The organism is Roseomonas sp. TS2 (assembly GCF_058833935.1).
Genome location: NZ_JCACVY010000017.1, coordinates 18,131 through 41,088, shown reverse-complemented (window position 1 = coordinate 41,088; position 22,958 = coordinate 18,131). Strand labels below are relative to the sequence as shown.

The 22,958-nt window shown below is 71.8% G+C and carries 20 protein-coding genes; 7 read left to right on the top strand and 13 right to left on the bottom strand.

Annotation, left to right across the window (positions count from 1 at the left end; genetic code table 11):
• The first annotated feature begins 77 nt into the window (after positions 1-77).
• Positions 78-1,070: a D-2-hydroxyacid dehydrogenase gene (locus ACZJYS_RS05545; RefSeq protein WP_493176366.1), complete on the top strand. Its 993-nt coding sequence runs from the start codon at positions 78-80 to the stop codon at positions 1,068-1,070.
• Positions 1,071-1,119: 49 nt separating this feature from the next.
• Here ACZJYS_RS05545 and gpt read toward each other — a convergent pair whose 3' ends face one another.
• Both gpt and ACZJYS_RS05535 read right to left on the bottom strand, forming a co-directional pair.
• Positions 1,120-1,599: a xanthine phosphoribosyltransferase gene (gpt, locus tag ACZJYS_RS05540; protein WP_109518535.1), complete on the bottom strand. Its 480-nt coding sequence runs from the start codon at positions 1,597-1,599 to the stop codon at positions 1,120-1,122.
• Positions 1,600-1,602: 3 nt separating this feature from the next.
• A complete protein-coding gene (locus ACZJYS_RS05535; protein ID WP_109518577.1) occupies positions 1,603-1,944 on the bottom strand; it encodes a tRNA-binding protein in 342 nt (113 codons plus the stop codon).
• A 203-nt stretch (positions 1,945-2,147) separates the two neighbouring features.
• Here ACZJYS_RS05535 and ggt point away from each other — a divergent pair, with 203 nt between their 5' ends.
• Both ggt and ACZJYS_RS05525 read left to right on the top strand, forming a co-directional pair.
• A complete protein-coding gene (gene ggt / locus ACZJYS_RS05530; protein ID WP_379648521.1) occupies positions 2,148-3,755 on the top strand; it encodes a gamma-glutamyltransferase in 1,608 nt (535 codons plus the stop codon).
• A 67-nt stretch (positions 3,756-3,822) separates the two neighbouring features.
• On the top strand, positions 3,823-5,313 hold the full coding sequence (locus ACZJYS_RS05525; protein ID WP_493176363.1) for an amidase: 1,491 nt from the start codon (positions 3,823-3,825) through the stop codon (positions 5,311-5,313).
• Positions 5,314-5,355: 42 nt separating this feature from the next.
• Here ACZJYS_RS05525 and ACZJYS_RS05520 read toward each other — a convergent pair whose 3' ends face one another.
• Genes ACZJYS_RS05520 through ACZJYS_RS05510 form a run of 3 tightly spaced genes read right to left on the bottom strand, consistent with a single transcriptional unit; the run spans position 5,356 to position 8,849 of the window.
• A complete protein-coding gene (locus tag ACZJYS_RS05520; protein WP_109518538.1) occupies positions 5,356-6,072 on the bottom strand; it encodes a ribonuclease activity regulator RraA in 717 nt (238 codons plus the stop codon).
• A gap of 17 nt (positions 6,073-6,089) precedes the next feature.
• Complete coding sequence (araD, locus tag ACZJYS_RS05515) at positions 6,090-7,853, bottom strand: L-arabinonate dehydratase (RefSeq protein WP_493176361.1); 1,764 nt, start codon at positions 7,851-7,853, stop codon at positions 6,090-6,092.
• Positions 7,854-7,871: 18 nt separating this feature from the next.
• Positions 7,872-8,849 carry a 2-hydroxyacid dehydrogenase gene (locus ACZJYS_RS05510; RefSeq protein WP_379633805.1) on the bottom strand — a complete coding sequence of 326 codons (978 nt, stop codon included), beginning with the start codon at positions 8,847-8,849 and terminating at the stop codon, positions 7,872-7,874.
• 125 nt (positions 8,850-8,974) lie between these two features.
• Here ACZJYS_RS05510 and ACZJYS_RS05505 point away from each other — a divergent pair, with 125 nt between their 5' ends.
• Positions 8,975-9,682 (top strand): GntR family transcriptional regulator, encoded by a 708-nt coding sequence (locus ACZJYS_RS05505; RefSeq protein ID WP_493176358.1) that lies wholly within the window; start codon positions 8,975-8,977, stop codon positions 9,680-9,682.
• Positions 9,683-9,691: 9 nt separating this feature from the next.
• On the opposite strand, the gene ACZJYS_RS05500 is transcribed toward ACZJYS_RS05505, so the two are convergent.
• On the bottom strand, positions 9,692-10,543 hold the full coding sequence (locus ACZJYS_RS05500; RefSeq protein WP_493176356.1) for a VOC family protein: 852 nt from the start codon (positions 10,541-10,543) through the stop codon (positions 9,692-9,694).
• A gap of 181 nt (positions 10,544-10,724) precedes the next feature.
• On the opposite strand from ACZJYS_RS05500, the gene mbfA reads away from it, so the two are divergent.
• Entirely contained in the window at positions 10,725-11,681 is a 957-nt protein-coding gene (mbfA, locus tag ACZJYS_RS05495) for an iron exporter MbfA (RefSeq protein WP_109518542.1), read from the top strand.
• Between the two features lie 18 nt (positions 11,682-11,699).
• Here the strand turns inward: mbfA and ACZJYS_RS05490 are convergent, their stop codons facing one another.
• From ACZJYS_RS05490 to ACZJYS_RS05475, 4 genes are all read right to left on the bottom strand, one after another.
• Positions 11,700-13,424, bottom strand: a complete 1,725-nt coding sequence (locus ACZJYS_RS05490; protein WP_493176354.1) for an ABC transporter ATP-binding protein/permease — start codon at positions 13,422-13,424, stop codon at positions 11,700-11,702.
• Positions 13,425-13,464: 40 nt separating this feature from the next.
• Positions 13,465-13,740, bottom strand: a complete 276-nt coding sequence (locus ACZJYS_RS05485; RefSeq protein ID WP_493176351.1) for a DUF3253 domain-containing protein — start codon at positions 13,738-13,740, stop codon at positions 13,465-13,467.
• A gap of 25 nt (positions 13,741-13,765) precedes the next feature.
• Positions 13,766-15,124, bottom strand: coding sequence for an MFS transporter (locus ACZJYS_RS05480; protein WP_379648510.1), 1,359 nt, complete (start codon positions 15,122-15,124; stop codon positions 13,766-13,768).
• 119 nt (positions 15,125-15,243) lie between these two features.
• Positions 15,244-15,999 carry a DUF1194 domain-containing protein gene (locus ACZJYS_RS05475; protein WP_493176349.1) on the bottom strand — a complete coding sequence of 252 codons (756 nt, stop codon included), beginning with the start codon at positions 15,997-15,999 and terminating at the stop codon, positions 15,244-15,246.
• Between the two features lie 191 nt (positions 16,000-16,190).
• Here ACZJYS_RS05475 and ACZJYS_RS05470 point away from each other — a divergent pair, with 191 nt between their 5' ends.
• Entirely contained in the window at positions 16,191-16,412 is a 222-nt protein-coding gene (locus tag ACZJYS_RS05470; RefSeq protein WP_109518547.1) for a hypothetical protein, read from the top strand.
• Positions 16,413-16,551: 139 nt separating this feature from the next.
• Here the strand turns inward: ACZJYS_RS05470 and ACZJYS_RS05465 are convergent, their stop codons facing one another.
• From ACZJYS_RS05465 to ACZJYS_RS05455, 3 genes are all read right to left on the bottom strand, one after another.
• Positions 16,552-17,772, bottom strand: a complete 1,221-nt coding sequence (locus ACZJYS_RS05465; RefSeq protein WP_109518548.1) for an OmpA family protein — start codon at positions 17,770-17,772, stop codon at positions 16,552-16,554.
• A gap of 294 nt (positions 17,773-18,066) precedes the next feature.
• Entirely contained in the window at positions 18,067-18,645 is a 579-nt protein-coding gene (locus tag ACZJYS_RS05460; RefSeq protein ID WP_493176344.1) for a DUF924 family protein, read from the bottom strand.
• Complete coding sequence (locus ACZJYS_RS05455; protein ID WP_493176342.1) at positions 18,642-21,560, bottom strand: FAD-binding and (Fe-S)-binding domain-containing protein; 2,919 nt, start codon at positions 21,558-21,560, stop codon at positions 18,642-18,644. The genes ACZJYS_RS05460 and ACZJYS_RS05455 overlap by 4 nt, the downstream gene beginning before the upstream one ends.
• 177 nt (positions 21,561-21,737) lie before the next feature.
• Here ACZJYS_RS05455 and ACZJYS_RS05450 point away from each other — a divergent pair, with 177 nt between their 5' ends.
• Entirely contained in the window at positions 21,738-22,922 is a 1,185-nt protein-coding gene (locus ACZJYS_RS05450; RefSeq protein ID WP_493176340.1) for a pyridoxal-phosphate-dependent aminotransferase family protein, read from the top strand.
• The last annotated feature ends 36 nt before the right edge of the window (positions 22,923-22,958 follow it).

Genomic DNA, 22,958 nt, shown 5'->3' with positions numbered 1-22,958 from the left:
GGGCGCGCAACGCGGCGGCCTGTCAATTGGTGCGTAACCGTCTTGACGCGGCGCGCCATCCTGCGACCCTCCGCGCCATGCGCATCCATGTCCAGAACCCCGCCGACGAGACCGTCTTCCCCATCACGCCGCAGCAATGGGACGCGGCCATCGCGCGCGCGCCCGACATGGCGGATCTCCGCGTGAGCTTCGCCTCGGACGATGCCGGCTTCGCCGCCGCCATGGCCGATGCCGAGGCCATCGTCACCTGGACGAAGGTGGTGCACCAGCGCTTCCCGAAGGGTGCGCTGCCCGGCGTGGCGCCGAAGCTGCGCACCATCTTCTGCACCTCGGCCGGGCTGGACCGGCTGGCGCCCTTCGACTGGCTGCCGGAGCAGGTGACGCTGCTGAACAACCGCGGCACCCATGCCGCCAAGGCCGGCGAGTTCGGCATCATGGCGCTGCTGATGCTGGCCAACCATGTGCCGTGGTTCGCGCATGACGCGCGCCAGGGGCAGTGGGCGCCGCGCTTCGCCTCCGTCCTGGCGGGGCGCACCGTCTGCGTGGTGGGCCTTGGCTCGCTCGGCGGCGCGGTCGCCGCGCGGGCGAAGCAGTTCGGCATGCATGTCATCGGCGTGCGCAGCAGCGCCACCCCGCACGAGTCGTGCGACGAGGTGGTGGCGCAGAGCGATATCGATTCCGTGCTGCCGCGCGCCGAGTTCCTGCTGCTTGCCTGCCCGCTGACGCCGCAGACGCGCGGCATGATCGACGCCCGCCGCCTCGCCCTGCTGCCGCGCGGTGGCAAGGTGGTGAATATCGGCCGCGGCGCGCTGTGGGACCAGGACGCGGTGTGCGACCTGCTGGAGAGCGGCCATCTCGGCGGCGCCGTGACCGACGTGGCGGTGCCCGAGCCGCTGCCGCCCGAAAGCCGGCTGTGGCGCACGCCGGGCCTCTTCGTCACGCCGCACATGTCGTCCGACGACCCGGCCACCTACAACGACCGCAGCCTGGACATCTTCTTCGAGAATCTGCGGGCGGCGCGCGCCGGCCAGCCGATGCCCAACCGGGTGGTCCCGGACCGGGGCTACTGAGGGGCGGGTGGAACCGGGGCCCGCGCGCGGGCCCCGGACTGGCGGTGGCCTATTTCGGCACCGCCGAGCGCGCGATGGGGGCGATGAACTGCGGCTCGGTGTCCCAGGGGAACAGGATCCAGGTGTCCTGGCTCACCTCGGTGATGTAGGTGTCCACCAGCGGGTTGCCGGCGGGCTTGGCATAGACGGTGGCGAAGTGGGCCTTGGGCAGCAGGCCGCGCACCACGCGCAGCGTGGTGCCGGTGTCCACCAGGTCGTCCAGCACCAGCCAGCCCTCGCCATCGCCGGCGGCGACGGGCGGCTTGGCCACCTGCGGCTCGCCGCGCACCTCCTCGTCATAGGTGATGATGGAGACGCTCTCGATCATCCGGCAATCCAGCTCGCGCGCCACGATGGCGGCGGGGATCAGCCCGCCACGCGTGATGGCGACGATGCCCTTCCACGGGCCCTTCTCGACCAGCCGCCAGGCCAGGGCCTTGCTGTCTCGGTGAAGCTGGTCCCAGCTGACGGTGTAGTAGCGCGGCGCCATGGTTCAGAACATCCTGCCGCCATTCGGGACGGCGAAATCGGGTCGGAGCAGCACCACCGCACCCTCCGGGTCTGGCAGGCCCAGGGTCAGGACCTGGCTCTCGAACCCGGCAATGCGGCGGGGCGGGAAGTTCACCACGCAGAGCACCTGGCGGCCGATCAGCTTGTCCGGCGTGTAGTGCACGGTGATCTGCGCCGAGGAGCGGCGGATGCCGAGTTCCGGGCCCAGGTCGATCTCCAGCCGGAAGGCCGGCTTGCGCGCCCCCTCCAGGGGCTGCGCATCGACCACGGTGCCGACACGGATGTCGAGGCGGTCGAAATCTTCGATCGTCGCGGTGGCTTCCATCTCCATCCGATAGCGCAGCGGGGGCGGCGGTGGAAGTGGCCGCATTTACGCGGCGCGCCAGCCGTGCCAGCGTCAGCGCCCCGCGAGAGGCCGCCGAGGCCCGGCCGATGGAATGCTGCGCCGCAAAAGGCGCGCCGCCCATCCCCGGGCGCCGGCGGCCTCTCCCCCTGCCCATCGACGTTTTCGCTTCCGTAAGGACCATCATGCGCGACTTCCACGCCCCCGGCCGCAGCCCCGTCCTGGCCACGCATGGCATGGCCGCCACCTCCATGCCGGCGGCCACCCTCACCGCCATCGACATCCTGCGCCAGGGCGGCAACGCGCTGGACGCGGCCATCGCCGCCTGCGCCGTGCTGGCGGTGATCGAGCCGCAATCCACCGGCATCGGCGGCGACAATTTCTGCCTCTACGCGCCCGCCGGCACGGGGCAGGTGATCGCCATGAACGGCTCCGGCCGGGCGCCGGCCGGCGCCACGCCGGAGAAGCTGCGCGCCGATGGCCTCACCGCCATGTCCGCCACCTCGGCCCATTCGGTGACGGTGCCGGGCGCCATCTCGGCCTGGGAGAAGCTGAACAAGGCGCATGGCAAGCTCAGCCTGGCGCAGATCCTGGCGCCCGCCATCCGGATCGCCGAGGAAGGCCACCCCGTGCATGCCCGCGTGGCGAGCGACTGGGAATCGGCGGCGCCCAAGCTGGGCAAGCAGGCGGCCGCCGCGCGCCGCTTCCTGAAGGACGGCAAGCCCTACGCCATCGGCGACCGCTTCGCCCAGCCGGAGCTGGCCCGCACGCTGCGCGCCATCGGCGAGCGCGGCGCCAAGGCCTTCTATGAGGGCGAGATCGCGGCCGACATGGTGGCGACGCTGCGCGCCGCCGGCGGCACCCACACCGAGGCCGACTTCGCCGCCGGGCTGGACGTGGCCGAGTTCGTCACGCCGATCCAGACGCGCTGGAAGGGCCTCGACATCTTCCAGTGCCCGCCGAACGGCTCCGGACTGCTGGTGCTGCAGATGCTGGGCGTGCTCGGCCAGTGCGAGACGCCGGAGCAGGGGCCGCTCTCCACCGAGCGGCTGCACCGCCACATCGAGGCGGCGCGCCTCGCCTACCGCGACCGCGACGGCTTCCTGGCCGATCCCTCGCAGGTCGAGGTGCCGGTGGCGAAGCTCACCAGCGACGACTACACCCGCAAGCTGCGCGCCCTGATCCGCGACGACGCGGCGATGCCCGAGCTGCCGCCCGCCGGCATGGCCGAGATGCTGCCGAAGCACCGCGACACGGTGTATCTCTGCGTCGTCGACGCCGACGGCAACGCCTGCTCCTTCATCAACTCGCTGTTCGAGAGCTTCGGCTCCGGCCTGCTGGCCGAGAAGAGCGGCGTGATGCTGCACAACCGCGGCTTCGGCTTCCGCCTGGAGGAAGGCCACCCGAACTGCATCGCGCCGAACAAGCGGCCGATGCACACCATCATCCCCGGCATGGTGATGCAGGATGGCCGCGCCATCATGCCCTATGGCGTGATGGGCGGGCATTTCCAGCCGATGGGGCAGACGCTGTTCCTGTCCAACCATTTCGAGTTCGGCCTCGACGTGCAGGCGGCGCTCGATCTGCCGCGCCTCTTCCCCTACCAGGGCAAGGTGCAGGTGGAGCGCGGCGTCCCGGCCGCGGTGATCGACCGGCTGAACCGGCTGGGCCACAGCTGCGAGCTGATCGACAAGCCGCATGGCGGCGGCCAGGCGATCCTGATCGACCATGCGCGCGGCGTGCTGATCGGCGGCTCCGACCCCCGCAAGGATGGCTGCGCGCTCGGCTATTGAGGGAATGGCTGCGCGGCGGGCCGCCGCGCAGCCCCTTGCCTGGACCGGATGAAAAGGAGCCTGCCGCGTGACTGAACCGTGTGACCTGCCCGCCGTGACCGCCCGCCGCCTGATCGGCGAGAAGAAGCTCTCGCCTGTTGAGCTGCTGGATTCCTGCCTCGCGCGCATCGGCGCCGTGAACCACGCCGTGAACGCCATGACGGCCATGGACGAGGAGCGCGCCCGCGCGGCCGCGAAGCAGGCCGAGCAGGCGGTGATGCAGGGCGCGGCGCTCGGCGCGCTGCACGGCCTGCCGCTCGGCATCAAGGACCTCGACGAGACGGAAGGGCTGCGCACCACCTTCGGCAGCCCGATCTTCAAGGATCACGTGCCCGCCAGGGATTCCTCCATGGTGGCCGACCTGCGCGAGGCGGGCGGCATCGTGCTTGGCAAGACCAACACGCCGGAATTCGGCGCCGGCGCCAACACGCGCAACGCCGTCTATGGCGCGACGGGCAACCCCTTCGACCCGACGCGCTCGGCGGCCGGCTCCTCGGGCGGCTCCGGCGTGGCGCTGGCCTGCTCGATGGTGCCGCTGGCCAGCGGCTCGGACACCGGCGGCAGCTTGCGCAACCCGGCGGCCTTCAACGGCATCGTCGGCTTCCGCCCCAGCCCCGGCCTGGTGCCGGCGGAGCGCCGCCTGCTCGGCTGGTCCAACCTGCCGGTGCTGGGCCCGATGGCGCGCGACATGGGCGACCTTGCCCTGATGCTCTCCGTCATGGCCGCCGACCACGCGCTCGACCCGCTGGCCTACACCCTGCCCGATATCGACGTGCGGCGCGGCATGCCGCTGCACGAGGCGGTGGACCTCTCCACCCTGCACGTGGCCGCCACGCCGGATTTCGGCTTCGCGCCGACCGAGAAGCACATCCGCGCCGTCTTTGCCGAGCGGATGAAGGCGCTCTCGCCCTTCTTCGCCAGCGTCGAGGAGAAGACGCCGAACTGTGACGGCGCCGACGAGACCTTCGCCATCCTGCGCGCGCTGAACTTCCTGGCCGCGCATGAGGAGAAGGTGCGGGTGCGGCCGCAGGATGTCGGCCCCAATGTGCGCGCCAATGTCGAGGAGGGGCTGCGCTACAGCGCCAATGACGTGGCCCGTGCCTCGGTGGCGCAGACGAAGATGTACCGCGCGTGGCAGGGCTTCTTCGAGAGCGGCGTGGACGTCATCATCACCCCCGCCATCACCCTCTCGCCGCGCCCGTGGAGCGAGCTTTACCCGTCCGAGATCGACGGCCAGCCGACGAAGAACTACTTCCACTGGCTGGCCATGGCCTATGCGGTGACGCTGGTGGGCCACCCGGCCATCAGCATCCCGCTCGGCGTGGACCATGCGGGCATGCCCTTCGGCCTGCAGATCGTCGGCCCGCGCGGCGGCGACGCGCTGGTGATCGCGGTGGCCGCCGCCATCGAGGCGGCGACGGCGGGCGACACGGCGCTCGCCCGCCCGGTGCCGGACCTCGCGAAGCTGAAGGCCGCGCGGCCGATCAGCGAGATGCCGGGCTTCCTCAGCTTCGACTGAGGCGGCGAAAGCCGGGGGAGGGCGGCCTCCCCCGGCGGCGCGTCAGCGCCCGTTCGCCTTCCGCCATTCGGCGAAGGCGGCGAGGTTGCTCTCGTCGGTCGGCGGGTAGAGGCCGAGGATGCTCTGGCCGCCGCGCACCTTCTCCGTGACGAAATCCTCGAAGGCCGTCATCTCGGTGGCCTCGGTGGCGATCTCGTCGGCGAGATGCGCGGGGATGACGATGACGCCGTCATTGTCGCCGACGATGACATCGCCCGGGAACACGGGCGCGTCGCCGCAGCCGATCGGCACATTGATGTCGATGGCCTGGTGCAGCGTCAGGTTGGTGGGCGCCGAGGGGCGGGCGTGGAAGGACGGCATGTCGAGCGTGGCGATCTCCGCGCTGTCGCGGAAGCCGCCATCGGTGACGACGCCGGCCACGCCGCGCTGCTGCAGCCGCGTCACCAGGATGCCGCCCGCCGAGGCGGCGCGCGGGTCCTTGCGGCTGTCCATCACCATCACCGCGCCGGGGGGGCATTCCTCCACCGCCTTGCGCTGCGGGTGGGCGCGGTCGCGGAACACGTCGAGCTTGTTGAGGTCCTCGCGCGCCGGCATGTAGCGCAGCGTGAAGGCCTCCCCCACCATGCTCTCCGCCATCGGGCGCAGCGGCTGCACGCCCTGGATCATCTGGCTGCGGAAGCCGCGCTTGAACAGCGCGGTGGCCAGGGTGGCGGTGCTGACCTGCTTCAGCTTGTCGCGGGTCTCGGGGCTCAGGGCCATGGGCGTTTCGCCTTCGCTCAGTAGATGACGGGTTCGGGGACGGGGGCGCCGAATTCGGTGCCCAGGAAGTCGAAGTCGCAGCCCTCGTCGGCCTGGCGGATGTGCTTGGTGAACATCCAGCCATAGCCGCGCTCGTAGCGCGCCGCGGGCTGCACCCAGGCGGCGCGCCGGCGCTCCAGCTCCTCCTCGGAGACCAGCATGTTGAGGCTGCGCGCCTGCACGTCCATCTCGATGATGTCGCCCGTCTGCAGCAGCGCCAGCGGGCCGCCGACGAAGCTCTCGGGCGAGACGTGCAGGATGCAGGCGCCGTAGCTGGTGCCGGACATGCGCGCATCCGACATGCGCAGCATGTCGCGCAGCCCCATCTTCAGCAGCTTCTTGGGCATGGGCAGCATGCCCCATTCCGGCATGCCGGGGCCGCCCTGCGGGCCGGCGTTGCGCAGCACCAGCACGCTGTCCGGCGTGAAGGGATAATCCTCGTCCTCCACGGCCTTCTTCATCGAGGGGTAGTCGTCGAACACCACGGCGGGGCCGGAGTGCTTCAGGAACTTCTGGTCCATGGCGGCGGGCTTGATGACGCAGCCGGAGGGGGCGAGGTTGCCCTTCAGCACCGCGAGCGACCCCTCGCCATAGATCGGGTTGGAGAGGGGGCGGATCACGTCGTCATTGTAGACCTTCGCGTCGGCGATGTTCTCGCCCATGGTCCGGCCGGTGACGGTGAGGCAGTCCAGGTGCAGGTGCTCGCGGATGTTGCCCATCAGCGCGCAGATGCCGCCGGCGTAGAAGAAATCCTCCATCAGGTAGGTGCTGCCCGAGGGGCGCACATTGCCGATGACGGGCACCTTGCGGCTGTAGCGCTCGAAATCGTCGAGGCCGATATCCTGCCCCGCGCGCCGCGCCATGGCGATGAGGTGGATGATGGCGTTGGTCGAGCAGCCCATGGCCATCGCCACCGCGATGGCGTTCTCGAAGGCCGGGCGCGTCTGGATCTTCTGCGGCGTCAGATCCTCCCACACCATCTCGACGATGCGGCGGCCGCAGGCGGAGGCCATGCGGATGTGGTTGGCATCCGCCGCCGGGATGGAGGAGGCGCCGGGCAGGCACATGCCGGCCGCTTCCGCGATCGCCGTCATGGTGCTGGCCGTGCCCATGGTCATGCAGGTGCCGTAGCTGCGGGCGATGCCCTGCTCGACGCCGAGCCAGTCCTTGTCGGTGATCTTGCCGGCGCGCAGCTCGTCCCAGTACTTCCAGGAATCCGAGCCGGAGCCGAGCACCTTGCCGGCCCAGTTGCCGCGCAGCATGGGGCCGGCGGGCAGGTAGATGGCCGGCACATTGGCGCTGGTGGCGCCGAGCATCAGGCCCGGCGTCGTCTTGTCGCAGCCGCCCATCAGCACCACGCCATCGACGGGGTGGCTGCGGATCAGCTCCTCCGCCTCCATCGCCAGCAGGTTGCGGTAGAGCATGGAGGTGGGCTTGAGGTAGCTCTCGTCCAGCGAGATCGCCGGCAGCTCGACGGGGAAGCCGCCCGCCTGCAGCACGCCGCGCTTCACGTCATCGACGCGCTGCTTGAAGTGCGCGTGGCAGGGGTTGAGGTCCGACCAGGTGTTGAGGATGGCGATGATCGGCTTGCCGGTCCATTCCTCCGGCGCGTAGCCCATCTGCATGGCGCGGGAGCGGTGGCCGAAGGAGCGGAGGTCGGCGGGGCCGAACCAGCGGCGGCTGCGCAGCTCCTCGGGCGACTTGACGCGGGGCAGGGGGGAACTGCTCGGGGATTCGCTCATGGCGGCAGGGCTTCCGGGTCAGACAGGGTCGAGGGGAGCGCGGCCGGCGGCGATGGCGGCCACGTTGTCGAGGGCGCGCAGGCCCATGGCGTCGCGCGTCTCCAGCGTGGCGCTGGCGACATGCGGCGTGAGGAACACGTTGGGCAGGGCGGCGAAGCGCGTGTCGTAGTCGGGCTCGCGGCGGAACACGTCGAGCCCGGCGGCGAAGAGATGGCCGGAGGTGAGCGCCGCGAGCAGCGCGTCCTCGTCCACCAGCGAGCCGCGCGCGGTGTTGACGAAGACGGCGCCGCGCGGCAGGGCGGCGAAGGCGGCCTCGTCCATCAGCACGCCATTCGCCGCGCCGCCCGGCAGGTGCAGCGAGAGGATCTGGCAGTGCGGCAGCATCTCGGGCACCGAGGCGAAGTATTCCGCGCCCTGCTCCAGATCGGGGGAGAGGCGGCTGCGGTTGTGGTAGAGGATGCGCATGCCGAAGCCGCGCGCGCGCTGCGCCACGGCCCGCCCGATGCGCCCCATGCCGACGATGCCGAGCACCTTGCCGGAGGGCCGCACGCCCAGCATGTCCGGCAGGCCGAGCCCCTTGCGCCAGCCCGCGCGCATCAGCGCCTCGTATTCATGCGCGCGGCGGCAGGCGGCGAGGATGAGCAGGAAGGCGAGGTCGGCGGTGCAGTCGGTCAGCACGTCCGGCGTGTTGGTCACCAGGATGCCGCGGGCGCGGGCGGCCTCGGCATCCATGTGGTCGTAGCCGACGCTGCTGTTGGCGATCAGCTTCACATGGCCCGGCAGCCGGGCGATGGCGGCGGCATCCAGCTTCACCTTGGGGCCGATCAGGATGGCCTCCGCCCGGTGCGCGGCGGCGGCGTCGATCGCCTCCTCCGTGCTCATGTCGTGCTCCGCCAGCAGGGCGTCGAACTCGCGGCGGGCGCGGTCTGTGGCGGCCGGGGTCAGGCGGCGCGCCACCAGGAGGCGGGGCAAGGCTCGGGGCAAGGCTGGGGCCATGGAACGTTTCCCTGATCCGGCCGTCGCGACAGGGCGGCCTTGCCATCCTCGATACCGGACATCACCTTGTCCGGCAAGCAGCCGATATTTCGGATTTCGCGTGCCGGGCTTATAAGGTTCCCACCATGTCCGTCATCCAGCCGCCTGCCGCCCTTCCCCTGCAGCCCTTCGGACGCCCTCCCTCGGCGGGCGCCTTCGCCTATGCCAGCCTGCGCGAGGCCATCCTGACCCTGGCGTTGCCGCCGGGGGCGGTGCTCTCCCGCGCGGCGCTGGCGGCGCAGCTCGGCCTCAGCCAGACGCCGGTGCGCGAGGCGCTGATGCGGCTGGAGGCGGAGGGGCTGGTGGAGGTGGTGCCGAGCGCCTCCACCCGCGTGGCGCCGATCGACCTGACCAGCGCGCGCCAGGCACAGTTCCTGCGGCGCGCCGTGGAGCTGGAGATGGTGCAGGCGCTCGCCGCCGCGCCCCCGGCCACGCTGGGCGAGGTGCTGGCCGGGCACCTCGCGCGGCAGGCGCTGGTGGCGCGGGAGGATCATGCCGGCCTTACCGCTGCCGACGACGCCTTCCACGAGGCGCTCCACGAGGCGGCCGGCATTTCCCCGCTCTGGGCCATGGTGCGCAGCCGCAGCGGGCATCTCGACCGGCTGCGCCGCCTGCACCTGCCCGCGCCCGGCAAGGCCGAGACCATCCTGCGCGAGCATGAGGCGATCGCCGGCGCCATCCTGGCCGGGGACGGCGCCGGCGCCGCCATGGCGCTGCGGCGCCATCTGGCGGACACGCTGGGCCGGGTGGAGACGCTGCGCGCCGCCCAGCCCGGCCATTTTACGGGCGCCTGAGGCGCCGCCTCAGCCGAGAAAGGCCAGGGCCACGCCGCAGGCTTCCTCGGCCGGCACCAGGATGCGGCCCGGCTTCTCCAGCATCGGCACCCCGCCGGACTGGAGCGCCGCCCGCGCCGTGTCCAGCCCGGTTCCCCCGGTGCGGAAGCTCAGCGCCACCATGCGCTCGCCGCTGGCGGGCAGCTCCGGCAGGCCCTCGCCCCAGTGGCTGCGCGCGGCCTCGGGCAGCAGCACCAGCACGGCGCCCTGCGCCGCCTGGATGGCCAGCCCCCCCGCCACGGGCCGGATCGCCTCCTCGCCGAACAGCGCCTTGTAGGGCGCCAGCGCCCGCGCCGGGTCGTCGCTGACGATGCCGAACTCGGCGATGCCGGTGACGCCATTGGCATGGCGCTGCCATTCCGGCCGCCACACCAGCTCCGGCGTGAAGTGGTGGCAGAAGAAGACGCGCCCGCCGAAGGTGACCTCCGGCCCCAGATGCGTCACCCGGAAATGCGCCTCCGGGCTGGTGCCGTCCGGCAGCGCGACGGGGCGGACGAATTCGCGGGAATCCTGCACCGGCAGTCCGGCGGCGGCCACGCGGTCGCGGAAGCCGGCATCGGCCGGCGGCTTGAACACCAGCCCGCCCAGGCCGGCCGGCATGCTCAGCAGTTCCGGCCGCGCCGCCGCGCGGCCTGGCTCGAAGCCCAGCAGCTCCAGGTAGTCCGTGCCGAAGATGGCGAGGTTGTTGCTGGAACCCAGGGAGTGATGCCCGCGCTCGGTGAGCTGGAAGCCGAGCCGGGCGTAGCGCCCGGCCGCGTCGTCCAGCCTGTCGCCGACATTGATCACCACATGGTCGATGGCGGGCTGCAGCACGGCGGTCATGGGCCAGATCCTTTCCTGCGGGTTCGGAGCCGCATCATGGGCCGTGCCGGGGGCTTTGCGAAGCCGGGTTGAGAACGCGGCGCATTCTCTCCAAGTACCTGAAAGATCGGCGGAAACTGCGCCTGCCGGGTTGCCTCGCCCGGGCTCCGCGGCAACAATGCCGGGCAGGAGAGCCACCCGCATGAAACGCTTCCAGGACCTGACGGAGGCCGAGACCCTCGCCCTGGCGGTCGCCAATGAGGAGGAGGATGCCCGCATCTACCGCAGCTTCGCGCTGCGGCTGCGGGCCAGCTACCCCGCCTCCGCCGCGCTGTTCGACGCGATGGCGGCGGAGGAGGAGGAGCACCGCCACCGCCTGCTGACCCTCTACGAGGCGAAGTTCGGGCGGGAGATGCCCTACATCACCCGGCAGGATGTGCGCGGCTTCATGAAGCGCCGCCCGGTCTGGCTGATGCGGGATCTGCGGATCGAGACGGTGCGCGCCCAGGCGGCGCTGATGGAACGCGAGGCCGGCCAGTTCTATGCCCGTGCCGCCGAGCGCGCGCGTGACACCGAGGTGCGCCGCCTGCTCGGCGACCTCGCCGAGATCGAGCAGAAGCACGAGGACCGCGCCGCGGCGCTGGAGGCCGAGTTGCTGCCCGCCGACGCCCGCAGCGCCGAGGATGCCGAGGCGCGGCGGATGCTGCTGCTGCAGGTGGTGCAGCCGGGCCTGGCGGGGCTGATCGACGGCTCCGTCTCCACACTGGCGCCGATCTTCGCCGCCGCCTTCGTCACGCAGAACTCGGGCGATGCCTTCGTCGTCGGCCTCGCCGCCTCCATCGGCGCCGGCATCAGCATGGGGCTGACCGAGGCGCTCTCGGACGATGGCGAGATCACCGGGCGCGGCCATCCCTGGCTGCGCGGCGGCGTCTGCGGCGTGATGACGACGCTGGGCGGCCTCGGCCACACCCTGCCGTATCTGATCCCGGATTTCTGGACCGCCACGGCGGTGGCGGGGGTGATCGTGGCGCTGGAGCTGTTCGCCATCGCCTGGATCCGCTGGCGCTACATGGAGACGCCCTTCACCAGCGCCATCGTGCAGGTGGTGCTGGGCGGCGTGCTGGTGCTGCTGACGGGCATCTTCATCGGCAGCGCCTGAAGGGGCCGCGCCACCCCTTCAGGCGGGACCGATCCGCCCCTCCGAGAGGCGCAGCACCCGGTCGTGGTGGCGCACCACGGCGGGGCGGTGTGCGATGGAGAGGATGGCGGTCTCCGGCAGTTCGCGCCGCAGCGTGGCGTAGAGATGCTCCTCCGCCTCCGGGTCGAGGCTGGCCGTCGCCTCGTCGAGGAACAGCCAGCGCGGCTTCAGCAGCAGGGCGCGGGCCAGCGCCAGCCGCTGCTGCTCGCCGCCCGAGAGGCGGCGCTCCCAGGGCTCCACCGCGTCCAGCCGGCCGCGCAGCGCGCCGAGGCCGGCCTGTTCCAGCGCCGCCACCACGGCCTCCTCCGGATACCCTGCCGCATCATGCGGGTAGCAGATGGCGGCGCGCAGCGTGCCGAGCGGGATGTAGGGGCGCTGCGGCAGGAACAGCGCCTCGCCCGGCGGCAGCGCGATGCGCCCGGTGCCGAAGGGCCAGATGCCGGCGAGCGCCCGGAACAGGGTGGACTTGCCGCTGCCCGAGGCGCCGGTGATGACCACCGCCTCGCCCGGCGCCAGGTGCAGCGCGGCATCCTGTGTCAGGGCGCGGCCATCGGGCAGGGCGATGGAGAGCGCCTCCACCCGCAGCCCGTCGCCGCCGCCGGCGGTGAGGGAGGGGCCTTCCCCGGCCGCCTCCTGCGCCGCCCGCAGGGCGCGCTGGAAGCCGGTGAGGCGCTCCACCGTGGCGCGCCACTCGGTCAGCCGCGCGTAGTTGGTGACGATCCAGGAGAGCGAGCCCTGCACCTCGCCGAAGGCGGAGGAGGTCTGGATCAGCCCGCCGAGCTGGATGCGCCCGGCGAAGAAGGCGGGCGCCGCGACGACGATGGGGAAGATGACCGCGAGCTGCCCGTAGCCCGCGGTGAAGAAGGTGAGCTGCTTGGTGGCGCGCATGATGCCCCACCAGTTCTGGATGACGGCGCCGAAGCGGGCCAGCAGGCCGCGCTTCTCCTGCGCCTCGCCGCCATGCAGCGCCACGCCCTCCATGGTCTCGCGGAAGCGCACCAGGGCGTAGCGGAAATCCGCCTCCACCCGCTGCTGCAGGAAGTTCAGCCCGATCAGCTTGCGGCCGATCAGGTGCGCCAGCCAGGTGCCGAGCCCGGCATAGAGCAGCGCCACCCACACCATGTAGCCGGGGATGGAGAGGCCGAAGACCTCCATCGGCCCCGACAGGCCCCACAGCACCACCACGAAGGAGGCCAGCGTCACCACCGCGTTCATCAGCCCGAGGCCGAGGACGAGGGTGCCGTCCACATAGAGGCGGGTGTCGTCGGCGATGCGCTGGTCGGGGTTGTCGGTGCCGGCATCGGTCAGCGCGATGCGGTAATAGGCGCGCTTCTCCAGCCAGCCGGAGAGCATCCGGTCGGTCAGCCAGCGGCGCCAGCGGATCTGCAGCGCCTGCTGGAGATACAGCGCATAGACGCCCACCAGGATGTAGGCCGCGGCGATGAGGGAGAAGCCGGGCATGAAGCCTTCCTCGCCGCCCTGGCCCCACAGGATCAGCCCGGTGAAGGCCGCGAAGTCCTTTGCCTCCAGCGCGTTGTAGAAGGCGCGCTGCCAGTAGGTGAGCAGCACGCCCATGCCCACCAGCGCCAGGTTCAGCAGCACGACCACGGCCAGCAGGCCACGCGCGCGCCAGCGTTCCTCGCTGTTCCAGTAGGGGCGCGCCAGCGCCCAGGCCTCGCCGAGGAAGGGAAGGATGCGCCGCATGGAAAAGCGACCTCGCAGGAGAAGGGAAGCGGCCCGCGCGTCAGGCCGCGCCGGCGGCGCGCAGGCGGATGACGCCGCGCACCTCCTCGGCCGGCACCGGCTTGCCCTTGCGCAGGATCTCGATGCGCCCTTCCTTCTGCAGCTTCAGCGCGGCGTGGCGCACGGGTGTCATCAGGCTGCGCCACAGCGGGTCCGGCATCAGGGCGCGCGCCACCTCGCTCGGGCAGATGGACTTGCCGGGGCCGCAGGCGGCGGTCTGGCGCAGGATCTCCTCTCCCAGCGCCTCGGGGGAGGGGTGTTTCGGCTCGGCGGACATGGGCGGCACTCCTGGCAGGGCGATCTCAGCGGATGCGGGGTGTGAGGCGTGTGAAGCTGATCAGCGCCGCGCCGGCGGCGATGGTGGCGGCGACGCCGAGCGCCGCCGTGGCGCCATTCTCCCCGGCCAGCCGCAAGGTCAAGGCCGCCATCGCCGCGCCGCTGGTCTGCCCCAGCAGGCGGGAGGTGGAGAGCATGCCGCTGGCGCCGCCGCTGCGCTCGCGCGGGGCGGAGGAGAGGAGGGTGCGGTTGTTGGGGCTCTGGAACAGCCCGAAGCCGAGGCCGCACAGCGCCATGCGCCAGCCGATGTCGAGGGCGGTGGGCGCCTCGGGCAGCCAGGCCAGCAGCGCCAGCCCTGTGGCCATCAGCCCGAGGCCGAGGCCGCCCAGCAAACCTGCCGGCAGCTTGTCGGAGGCACGCCCGGCCAGCGGCGAGACGATGATGAGCACCAGCGGCCAGGGTGTCATCAGCAGCCCCGTCTCCACCTGGCTGCGGCCGAGGCCGTGCTGCAGGAAGAAGGGCAGGGCCACGAAGGCCAGCATCTGTGCGGCGAAGGAGCAGATGGCGGTGGCGACCGACAGGGCGAAGATGGGGATGCGCAGCAGGTCCACCGGCAGCAGCGGCGCCGGCCGCCCGGCCTGGCGCCGCACCAGGGCGATGCCGGCCGCCACGCCGCCGGCCAGGATCAGCCCCGCCTGCCAGGGGGCGGCACCGCGGGCGAACTGCTCCAGCGCCGTCATCACGAGGCCGAAGGTGGCGGCGCTGAGCAGGGCGCTGGCCGCGTCGAAGCGGCGCCGGGCGCGCGGCGTGGCGGGCAGGAAGCGGATGGCGAGCAGCAGCGCCAGCGCGCCCACCGGGATGTTGACGGCGAAGATCCAGGGCCAGTGCGCCACGCTCAGGATGCCCGCAGCCACCGTCGGCCCGAGCACCGAGGAGATGGCCACCACCAGCGCGTTGACACCCACGCCCTGCCCCAGCAGGCGCTGCGGATAGATGAAGCGTACCAGCGCGGTGTTGACGCTCATCAGCCCGGCGGCACCGAGCCCCTGCACGGCCCGCGCGGTGGCGAGGCCGGTGAGGGAATCGGCCATGGCGCAGAACAGCGAGGCGATGACGAACAGCGCCAGCCCCGTGCGGTACACCTTCTCATGCCCGATCAGCTCGCCCAGCGAGGCCAGCGGCAGCAGCGCCATCACCACGGCGATCTGGTAGGCGTTCACCACCAGGATGGCGTCGGAAGGCGGCACGCGCAGATCGGCCGCGATGGCGGGGAGGGCGACATTGGCGATGGAGGAATCCATGACCGCCATGGCGATGGAGACGGCGAGCGCCAGGATCGCCCAGAGCCGCTGCGGCTGCGGCAGGCCATCGTTTTCCTCTTGCATCCGGCGCCGTTTCCTCCTGTGGGGGCAGAGGCGCCGACCATGCGCCCGGGCACGCCCCGGCGCCAGAGGACGGGGCCGGGGGACGGGGCTGCGGGGCGCGCAGGGCAGCGCGCCCGCCCTCAGGCGTAGGCGCGCTCCACCAGCGGGCCGGGCGGCGGATTGCTGGCGATCTCGCGGATGATCTTGCGCCGCACTGCGCCCTCGAAGGCCTGGAAGCCCTCCGCCACCATCAGGAAGGCGCCCGGGCCGCCGATCACCTCGTCCCGGTAGTAGTCGTCGAGCGGCGGGGGGAGGGTGGCGAACTGCGCGGGGGGCGGGGTGCGGTCCAGCACCGCCAGGCCGTTCAGGATGATGCCCCGGGACAGCGCGTCGGCGCGCGCCTGGGCCAGCGGCCGCCCGGAGTTGTTCACGCCGTCGCCGGAGATGTCCACCACCTGGCGCGTGCCCTCATAGCCCTGGCCGAACAGCGTGGCCGCGTAGTCGATGGCGGCGGAGATCGAGGTGTAGAGGTGCGTGCGGCGCGGCGCGGCGTCGATGGCGGCGGCGAAGCGCTCGCCGCTCTCCCGCCCGTCGATGCGCGCCCAGGGCACCAGCAGCTCCTGCACGTTCCAGTCGGACCAAGTGAAGAAGCATACGGCGATGGAACCGATCGCCCCGCGCGCGATACCGTCCAGCAGGCGCGGGTCCCGGAAGGCGGCGGCATAGCCGCGGAATTGCAGCTCCTGCTCCTCCGCGTCCACCGAGCGGCTGACATCCACCGCCAGCGCCAGCTCCACATCGACCGGCTCCACCGCCCTGGCCCGGCCCGCGGCCAGGAGGGCGGGCGCCGCCAGCAGCCCCGCCGAGGCATGGCGGACAAAATCCCTACGTCGCATCCGACTCTCCGTCAGTCGAGGCCGTGCACGGCTTTCCCTCAGCCTCAGACTAGGGGAGAATTTTTGTGCGCTGCAACATGAGAGATGTCATGGCTGTGCCTCACGCCATGCGGGGCGAATTCGGCGCCCGGGGCGGCAACCCATGGCCTCCCCGCCCGCTTCTCTATCCTTGAACAGGAGTGAGGGACCCCATGCGAGTCCAAGGCCTGCCAGACACCGGCATCCGGGCGCAGATCCCGATCCCGCCGACCGATCCGCCGGCGCCGATGCCGCCGCCCGGCGAGCCGCCGGGCCCGGACCTGCCGGAGCCGCCGATCGACGAGCCGCCGGGGCCGGACCAGCCGACGCCGGATGCGCCCGACATCCCGCCGCTCGGGGATCCGCCGGGCGACCCGCCCACGCGGATGAACTGAGGGATTACACCCACCCGGCCGGGCGGGGCGCCATGGCGCCCCGCCCTTTTTTCATGCCGCCGCCGCGCGGAGGGCGGCATGAAAAAAGGGGCGCCTCGCGGCGCCCCCCTCTCGTTCCGTGCGGAACCGGCCTGCGTGATCAGCGCAGGACGATCTCGACGCGGCGGTTCTGCGGCTCGCGCACGCCGTCGGCCGTCGGCACCAGCGGGCGGCTTTCGCCGAAGGCCTGCACGCCGATGGCGGAGCGGGCGACACCGAGGCGGACCAGCTCGGCGGCGACCGCATCGGCGCGGCGCTGCGAGAGGCGCTGGTTGTACTGCGGCGAGCCCGAGCGGTCGGCGTGGCCGGCGATCTCGATGCGGGTGGTCTGCACGCGGCTGCTGTTCTGGGCGGCCTCGGCGATGATCTGGCGGGCGCGGTCCGTCAGGTCGGCGCGGTCGAAGTCGAAGAACACCAGATAGGTGCGGGCCGGAGCCGGGGCAGCGGCGGGCGCGGGCGCCACGACCGGCACGGGCGCGGCCGGCACCGGCTGGTTGAAGGCATAGCGCAGGCCCAGCATGGCGGAGTGGTTGTGCGCCTGGTCCACCTCGTAGCTGCCGCGCGAGACGACGCCGCCCGCCGGGTTGCGCACCGTGCCGTCGAACTTGGTCTGCAGCGCGCCCGTGTAGCGGTACTCGGCGGTGACCGAGAGGCCCGGCACGGCGGTGATCGGGAAGGCCAGGCCGGCGATGCCCTGATAGGCGAACTGGCCGGCGGAGTCATCGATGCGGACGCTGTTGGCGCCGGCCGGCAGGCGGGCGCCGCTGGCTTCCAGCTCCGTCCACATGTAGCCCACGCCACCGCCGATGTAGGGGACCACGGCCACCGGCATGTTCGGGAACCAGCGCGGCAGCTGGAAGTCGTAGAACACGTTCGCCATCACGGCGTACTGCTGCATGTCGCCGTCGATGTTGCGGAAGGCCACGCCCGGCGCGCCGCCGGCGCGGTTCTGGAAGCCGCCCAGGCGGTCGACGTTGTTGTAGCGGTAGCTGCCCTCGATCTCGGTGCGGAAGCCGTTGCCAAAGCCGTAGCCGACCGAGAGGGCGCCCATGAAGCCCTCCTCGAAGCCGAGGTTGCCCTGGCGGTTGCCCGAGGTGCCGTCGAAGTAGGCGGCGTTGCCGCCCTGGGCCGTCAGGCCACGCGCGTCGGAGTGGTTCCAGCCGGCGCCGGCGCCGATATAGACGCCCGAGACCGGCTCGGCCGCGGCGGTCGGCAGCCAGCCCATGGGCGAGTACCAGGGAGAGGAAGAGGTGCCCTGGGCAAGGGCAACGCCCGGCGTGGCGAGGACGGTGGCGGCGAGAAGCAGGCGACGAAGCGTCATGGTCATATTCCTTGGCAACCCAGTGGACGGGCGCAGGGAAAACCAGAGTTTCATCTCCAAGTTGCGGTACGGTTTTGCAATGAATGGGGCCTGTGGCGAAACTGTCACAGAGTTCGGTCCCGACTGGCTAAATCGCTGTTCTGGGCGGGAAATTGCCCTGCGAGCCGGGGTGGGACAGCACACGATGCGGCGGCGGGGCGGTGCCGCCCACGCCGCGCCGCGGGGAAGGCCGGATTCGGCGCACGTTCTTGTGAATCGGGCGCGGCGAAACCGGCCCCGCCGCCGGGCCGGCCTTCAGAAGCCGGCGCCGGGCTGCGCGAGATAGGCGGCCTCGGCGGCGGTGTCCGCCCGCCCCAGCGCCGCGTTCCGGTGCGGGAAGCGGCCGAAGCAGCGGATTACGGCCCGGTGCCGCCAGGCATAGTCGATGACGCCGCCGGGCTGGCGGGACGGCGCGTGGTCCCGCAGGCCCTCGAACAGCGCGACGGAAAGCTCCTGGTCGGCCATCGCCTCGGAATGCTCGAAGGGCAGGTAGAGGAAGCTCCGCTGCACCGGGTGCAGCGCCAGGTCGTGCCGCCGCTCCAGCACCACGCGGCGGGCGATGGCGCGGGCATGGGCATCGCTGGCGAAGGCCCGGGGCGTGCCGCGGAACAGGTTGCGGGGGAACTGGTCCAGCAGGATCGCCAATGCGAGGCCGCCCTCCGGCGTCTCCGCCCAGCCATCCAGCGCCCCCTCCCGCGCCGGGTCCACCGCCGCACCGAAGCGGGCGCGGATGGCCTCGTCGAAGGCGTCGTCGCGCTGGAACCAGCGGGGGCGGAACACCGTGGCGTCGTCGCCGAACCAGAAGCCGAGGACATCCGGCGGGGAGAGGCTCATGCCGGGCGCGCCGCGCGGGCCAGCACCTGCACCGAGTGCAGCGCCTCGCGCCCCGCGAGGTCGCGGATCTGGTGGCGGCAGGAGGTGCCGTCCGCCACGATCAGGTCTTCCGGTGCCGCCGCGCGCACCGCCGGGATCAGGGAAAGCTCCGCCATCGCCTTGCTCGCCTCCAGATTCTTCGCCTCGTAGCCGAAGCTGCCCGCCATGCCGCAGCAGGAGGAGGCGATGGGCGCCACCTCCAGCCCGGGGATGCGGCGCAGCGTCTTCACCGCCGCCGGGAAGGCGCCGAAGGCCTTCTGGTGGCAATGGCCGTGGATATGGGCGCGGGGGGCCTGGATGCCGTGCAGCGGCAGCAGCCCATCCTCCTTCGCCAGGAACTCGGTGGCGAGGAAGGCGCGCTCCGAGAGCTTCCGGCTCTCCTCCCCGGGGAGGAGGGAGAGGAACTCGTCGCGCAGGGTGGTGAGGCAGGAGGGCTCCAGCCCGATCACCGGCGCATCGGTTCCGGAGAGCGCCTCCAGCGTGCGCCGGGCCTCCTCCCGCGCGCGGTCCACCATGCCGGCGGCGAGGTAGGTGCGGCCGCAGCAGAGCGGGCGGCCCTCATGCGCCCGGGCCGGGCGGACGCGGTAGCCGGCATGGCCCAGCACCGTCACCGCGTCGCGCAGCACCTCCGGCTCGTAGTAGCGGTTGAAGGTGTCGGCGAAGAGCAGCACCTCCTGATTCGGGCCGCCGGTCACCGCCTCGCGGTCGCGGAACACGTCGCGGCGGAACTTCGGCAGGGTGCGGCCGGCGGCCAGGCCCAGCATCCGCTCGGAGAGGCCGGCGAGGCCGGGGATGGTGTCGCGCGCGTTGGCCACCTCCGGCAGCCGCGCCGCCCAGGGCGCCCAGCGCGGCAGCTCGGCGATGATGCGGTCCTTCAGCTTGATGCCATGCTTCCGCGCCCTTGCGTGCTGCACCTCGATCTTCATCTTGGCCATGTCCACGCCGGTCGGGCATTCGCGCTTGCAGCCCTTGCAGGAGACGCACAGGGAGAGCGCCTCGGCCACCTCGTCGCCGGCCAGCGCGTCCGGCCCGAGCTGACCCGTCAGCGCCAGGCGCAGCGTGTTGGCGCGGCCGCGCGTCAGGTGCTGCTCCTCCCGCGTCACGCGGAAGGAGGGGCACATGACGTTGGCGTCGAACTTCCGGCAGGTGCCGTTGTTGTTGCACATCTCGACGGCGCCGAGGAAACCGCCCTGCGGCCCGGGCCAGGCGGACCAGTCCAGCGCCGGCTTCACCGCCTCGTCCGCGCGGTAACCGGGCGGGTAGCGGAACAGGGAGCGGTCATCCATGCGCGGCGCGCGGACGACGCGGCCGGGGTTGAGCAGCCCCTCCGGGTCGAAGCCGTCCTTCACCGCCTCGAAGGCGCGGACGATGCGGGCGCCGAACATGCTCTCGTGGAACTCGGAACGGACGATGCCATCCCCGTGCTCGCCCGAGTGGCTGCCCTTGTATTCGCGGACGAGGGCGAAGCATTCCTCGGCGATGGCGCGCATCTTCGCGACATCCGCGCCATCCTTCATGTTCAGCACGGGCCGCACATGCAGGCAGCCGACGCTGGCATGGGCGTACCAGGTGCCCTTGGTGCCGTGGCGCTCGAACACCGCGTTCAGCCGCTCCGTGTAGTCGGCGAGGTCGGGCAGGTCGACCGCCGTGTCCTCGATGAAGGAGACCGGCTTTCCGTCGCCCTTCATGCTCATCATGATGTTGAGCCCCGCCTCGCGCACCTCGGCGATGCTGGCCTGGAGGGTGGCGTCGGTGGCGCGCACCACGGCACCGGGGTAGCCGAGATCGCCCATCATCTCGTCCAGCCGGTCGAGGTCGCGCAGCAGGGCCGCGTCGTCATCGCCGTGGAACTCGACGATGAGCAGGCTGTCCGGCTCGCCGCGCACGATCTGATCGATGGTGGCGCGGTAGATCGGGATGGAGCGGCCGAGGTCGATCATGGTGCGGTCCACCAGTTCGACCGCCTCGGGGTTCAGCGTGACGAGGTGCTGGCTGGCGGCCATGGCGGCGCGGAAGGTGGGGAACTGACAGATGCCCAGCACCTTGCGCGGCTTGATCGGCCACAGCTTCAGGTCCAGCGAGGCGGAGAAGGCGAGCGTCCCCTCGCTGCCCACCAGCAGCCGCGCCAGGTTGCCGCGACCCTCGGCGCGCGCGGCGGGGGTCAACGCCTCGATGTTGTAGCCGCCGACGCGGCGCAACTGCTTCGGGAAGCGCGCCGCGATCTCCTCCGCCTCGGCCGCCCCCAGGGCGCGCAGCGACTGCACCAGCGCGGCGACGCCGGCCGGCATCCCGGCCCCGAGATTGTCCGGCAGCTCGCCGAAGGTATGCCGCTCGCCGCTGGCCAGCAGCGCGTCGATGGCCAGCACGTTGTCGGCCATCAGCCCGTAGCGGATGGACTTGCTGCCACAGGAATTGTTGCCGGCCATGCCGCCGATGGTGCAGCGCGCCCAGGTGGAGGGATCGACGGGGAAGAACTTCTTGCGGGACTTCAGCGCGTCGTTCAGCGCGCCGAGGGCGATGCCAGGCTCGACGCGGGCGATGCCGGCCGCCTCGTCCACCTCCAGCACGCGGCGCAGATGCTTGGTGCAGTCGATCACCAGGGCGCGGTTGACGGTCTGGCCGCACTGGCTGGTGCCGCCGCCGCGCGGCAGCACCGGCACGCCGGCCTCGCGGCAGATGGCCAGCGCCGCCTGCACGTCCGCGATGGTCTTCGGCACCAGCACGCCGACCGGCTCCACCTGGTAGATGCTGGCATCGGTGGCATAGCGGCCGCGGTCGGCGGGGGCGAACTTCACCTCGCCCTCGGTCTCGCGCTTCAGCCGCGCCGCCAGGGCCGGGTCGCCGGGGCGGACCTTGGAGTGGTGGATGGCGTTCATCGGGCGTTCCCTGGGTGGCAGCCTGCGGGGCAGGAGAGTGCCTTCTCCCTAGCGCAGCCGGGCGCTCCTGTCCGATCTATAATGCTCATCAATCCCACGAGCCGAACTCATTGGCGCGCCACATGGACCGCCCGTAAGAGATCGGGCCATCAGCCCGTCCAGGGAAGGAAGCGATCCATGGCCTATTTCCAGTCCAAGCCCACCGCCGGCCGGCATTTCCTGCAGATCCCGGGGCCTTCCAACGTGCCGGACCGCGTGCTGCGCGCCATGGACAACCCGACCATGGACCATCGCGGCCCGGATTTCGGCCTGTTCGGCAAGCAGCTGCTGGAGAAGGTGAAGCAGGTCTTCAAGACCGAGCAGCCGGTGATCATCTATCCCGCCTCCGGCACCGGCGCGTGGGAGGCGGCGCTGGTCAACATCCTCTCGCCCGGCGACACGGTGCTGATGTGCGAGACGGGGCAGTTCGCCTTCCTCTGGCGCGAGATGGCTGAGCGGCTGGGGCTGAAGCCCGAGCTGATCCAGACCGACTGGCGCCGCGCCGCCGACGTGCCCGGCATCGAGGCCCGGCTGCGCGCCGACACGGCGCACGCCATCAAGGCCGTCTGCGTCGTGCACAACGAGACCAGCACGGGCTGCACCTCGCGCATCGCCGAGGTGCGGGCGGCGATGGATGCCACCGGCCACCCGGCGCTGCTGCTGGTGGACACCATCTCCTCGCTCGGCTCGATGGACTACCGGCATGACGAATGGGGCGTCGATGTCACCGTCTCGGGCAGCCAGAAGGGACTGATGCTGCCGCCCGGCCTGTCCTTCAACGCTGTCTCGGAAAAGGCACTGAAGGCCAGCGAGGGTGCGAAGCTGCCGCGCAGCTTCTGGGACTGGAAGCCGATGATCGCCTCCAACGCCACCGGCTACTTCCCCTACACCCCCGCCACCAACATGCTCTACGCGCTGGACACGGCGCTGGACCTGCTGCTGGCCGAGGGGCTGGAGAACGTCTTCGCCCGCCACGACCGCCACGCCGAGGCCACCCGCCGCGCCGTGCGCGCCTGGGGGCTGGAGGTGCAGTGCGAGGACCCGCGCCACTATTCCTCCGTGCTGACCGCCGTGCGGCTGCCGGAGGGCCACTCGGCCAACGCGCTGCGCGCCGCCATCCTGGAGAAGTTCAACATGTCGCTCGGCAATGGCCTCGGGCGGCTGAACGACCGGGTGTTCCGCATCGGCCATCTGGGCGACTTCAACGACCTGGCGCTGATGGGCACGCTTTCGGGCGTCGAGATGGGGCTGCGCATCGCCGGCGTGCCGCACAAGGAAGGCGGCGTGAAGGCCGCCATGGACTACCTCTCCGGCAACGCCTGAACGCCTGAACGCCAGCGGGGCGGCGACGCCCCGCCA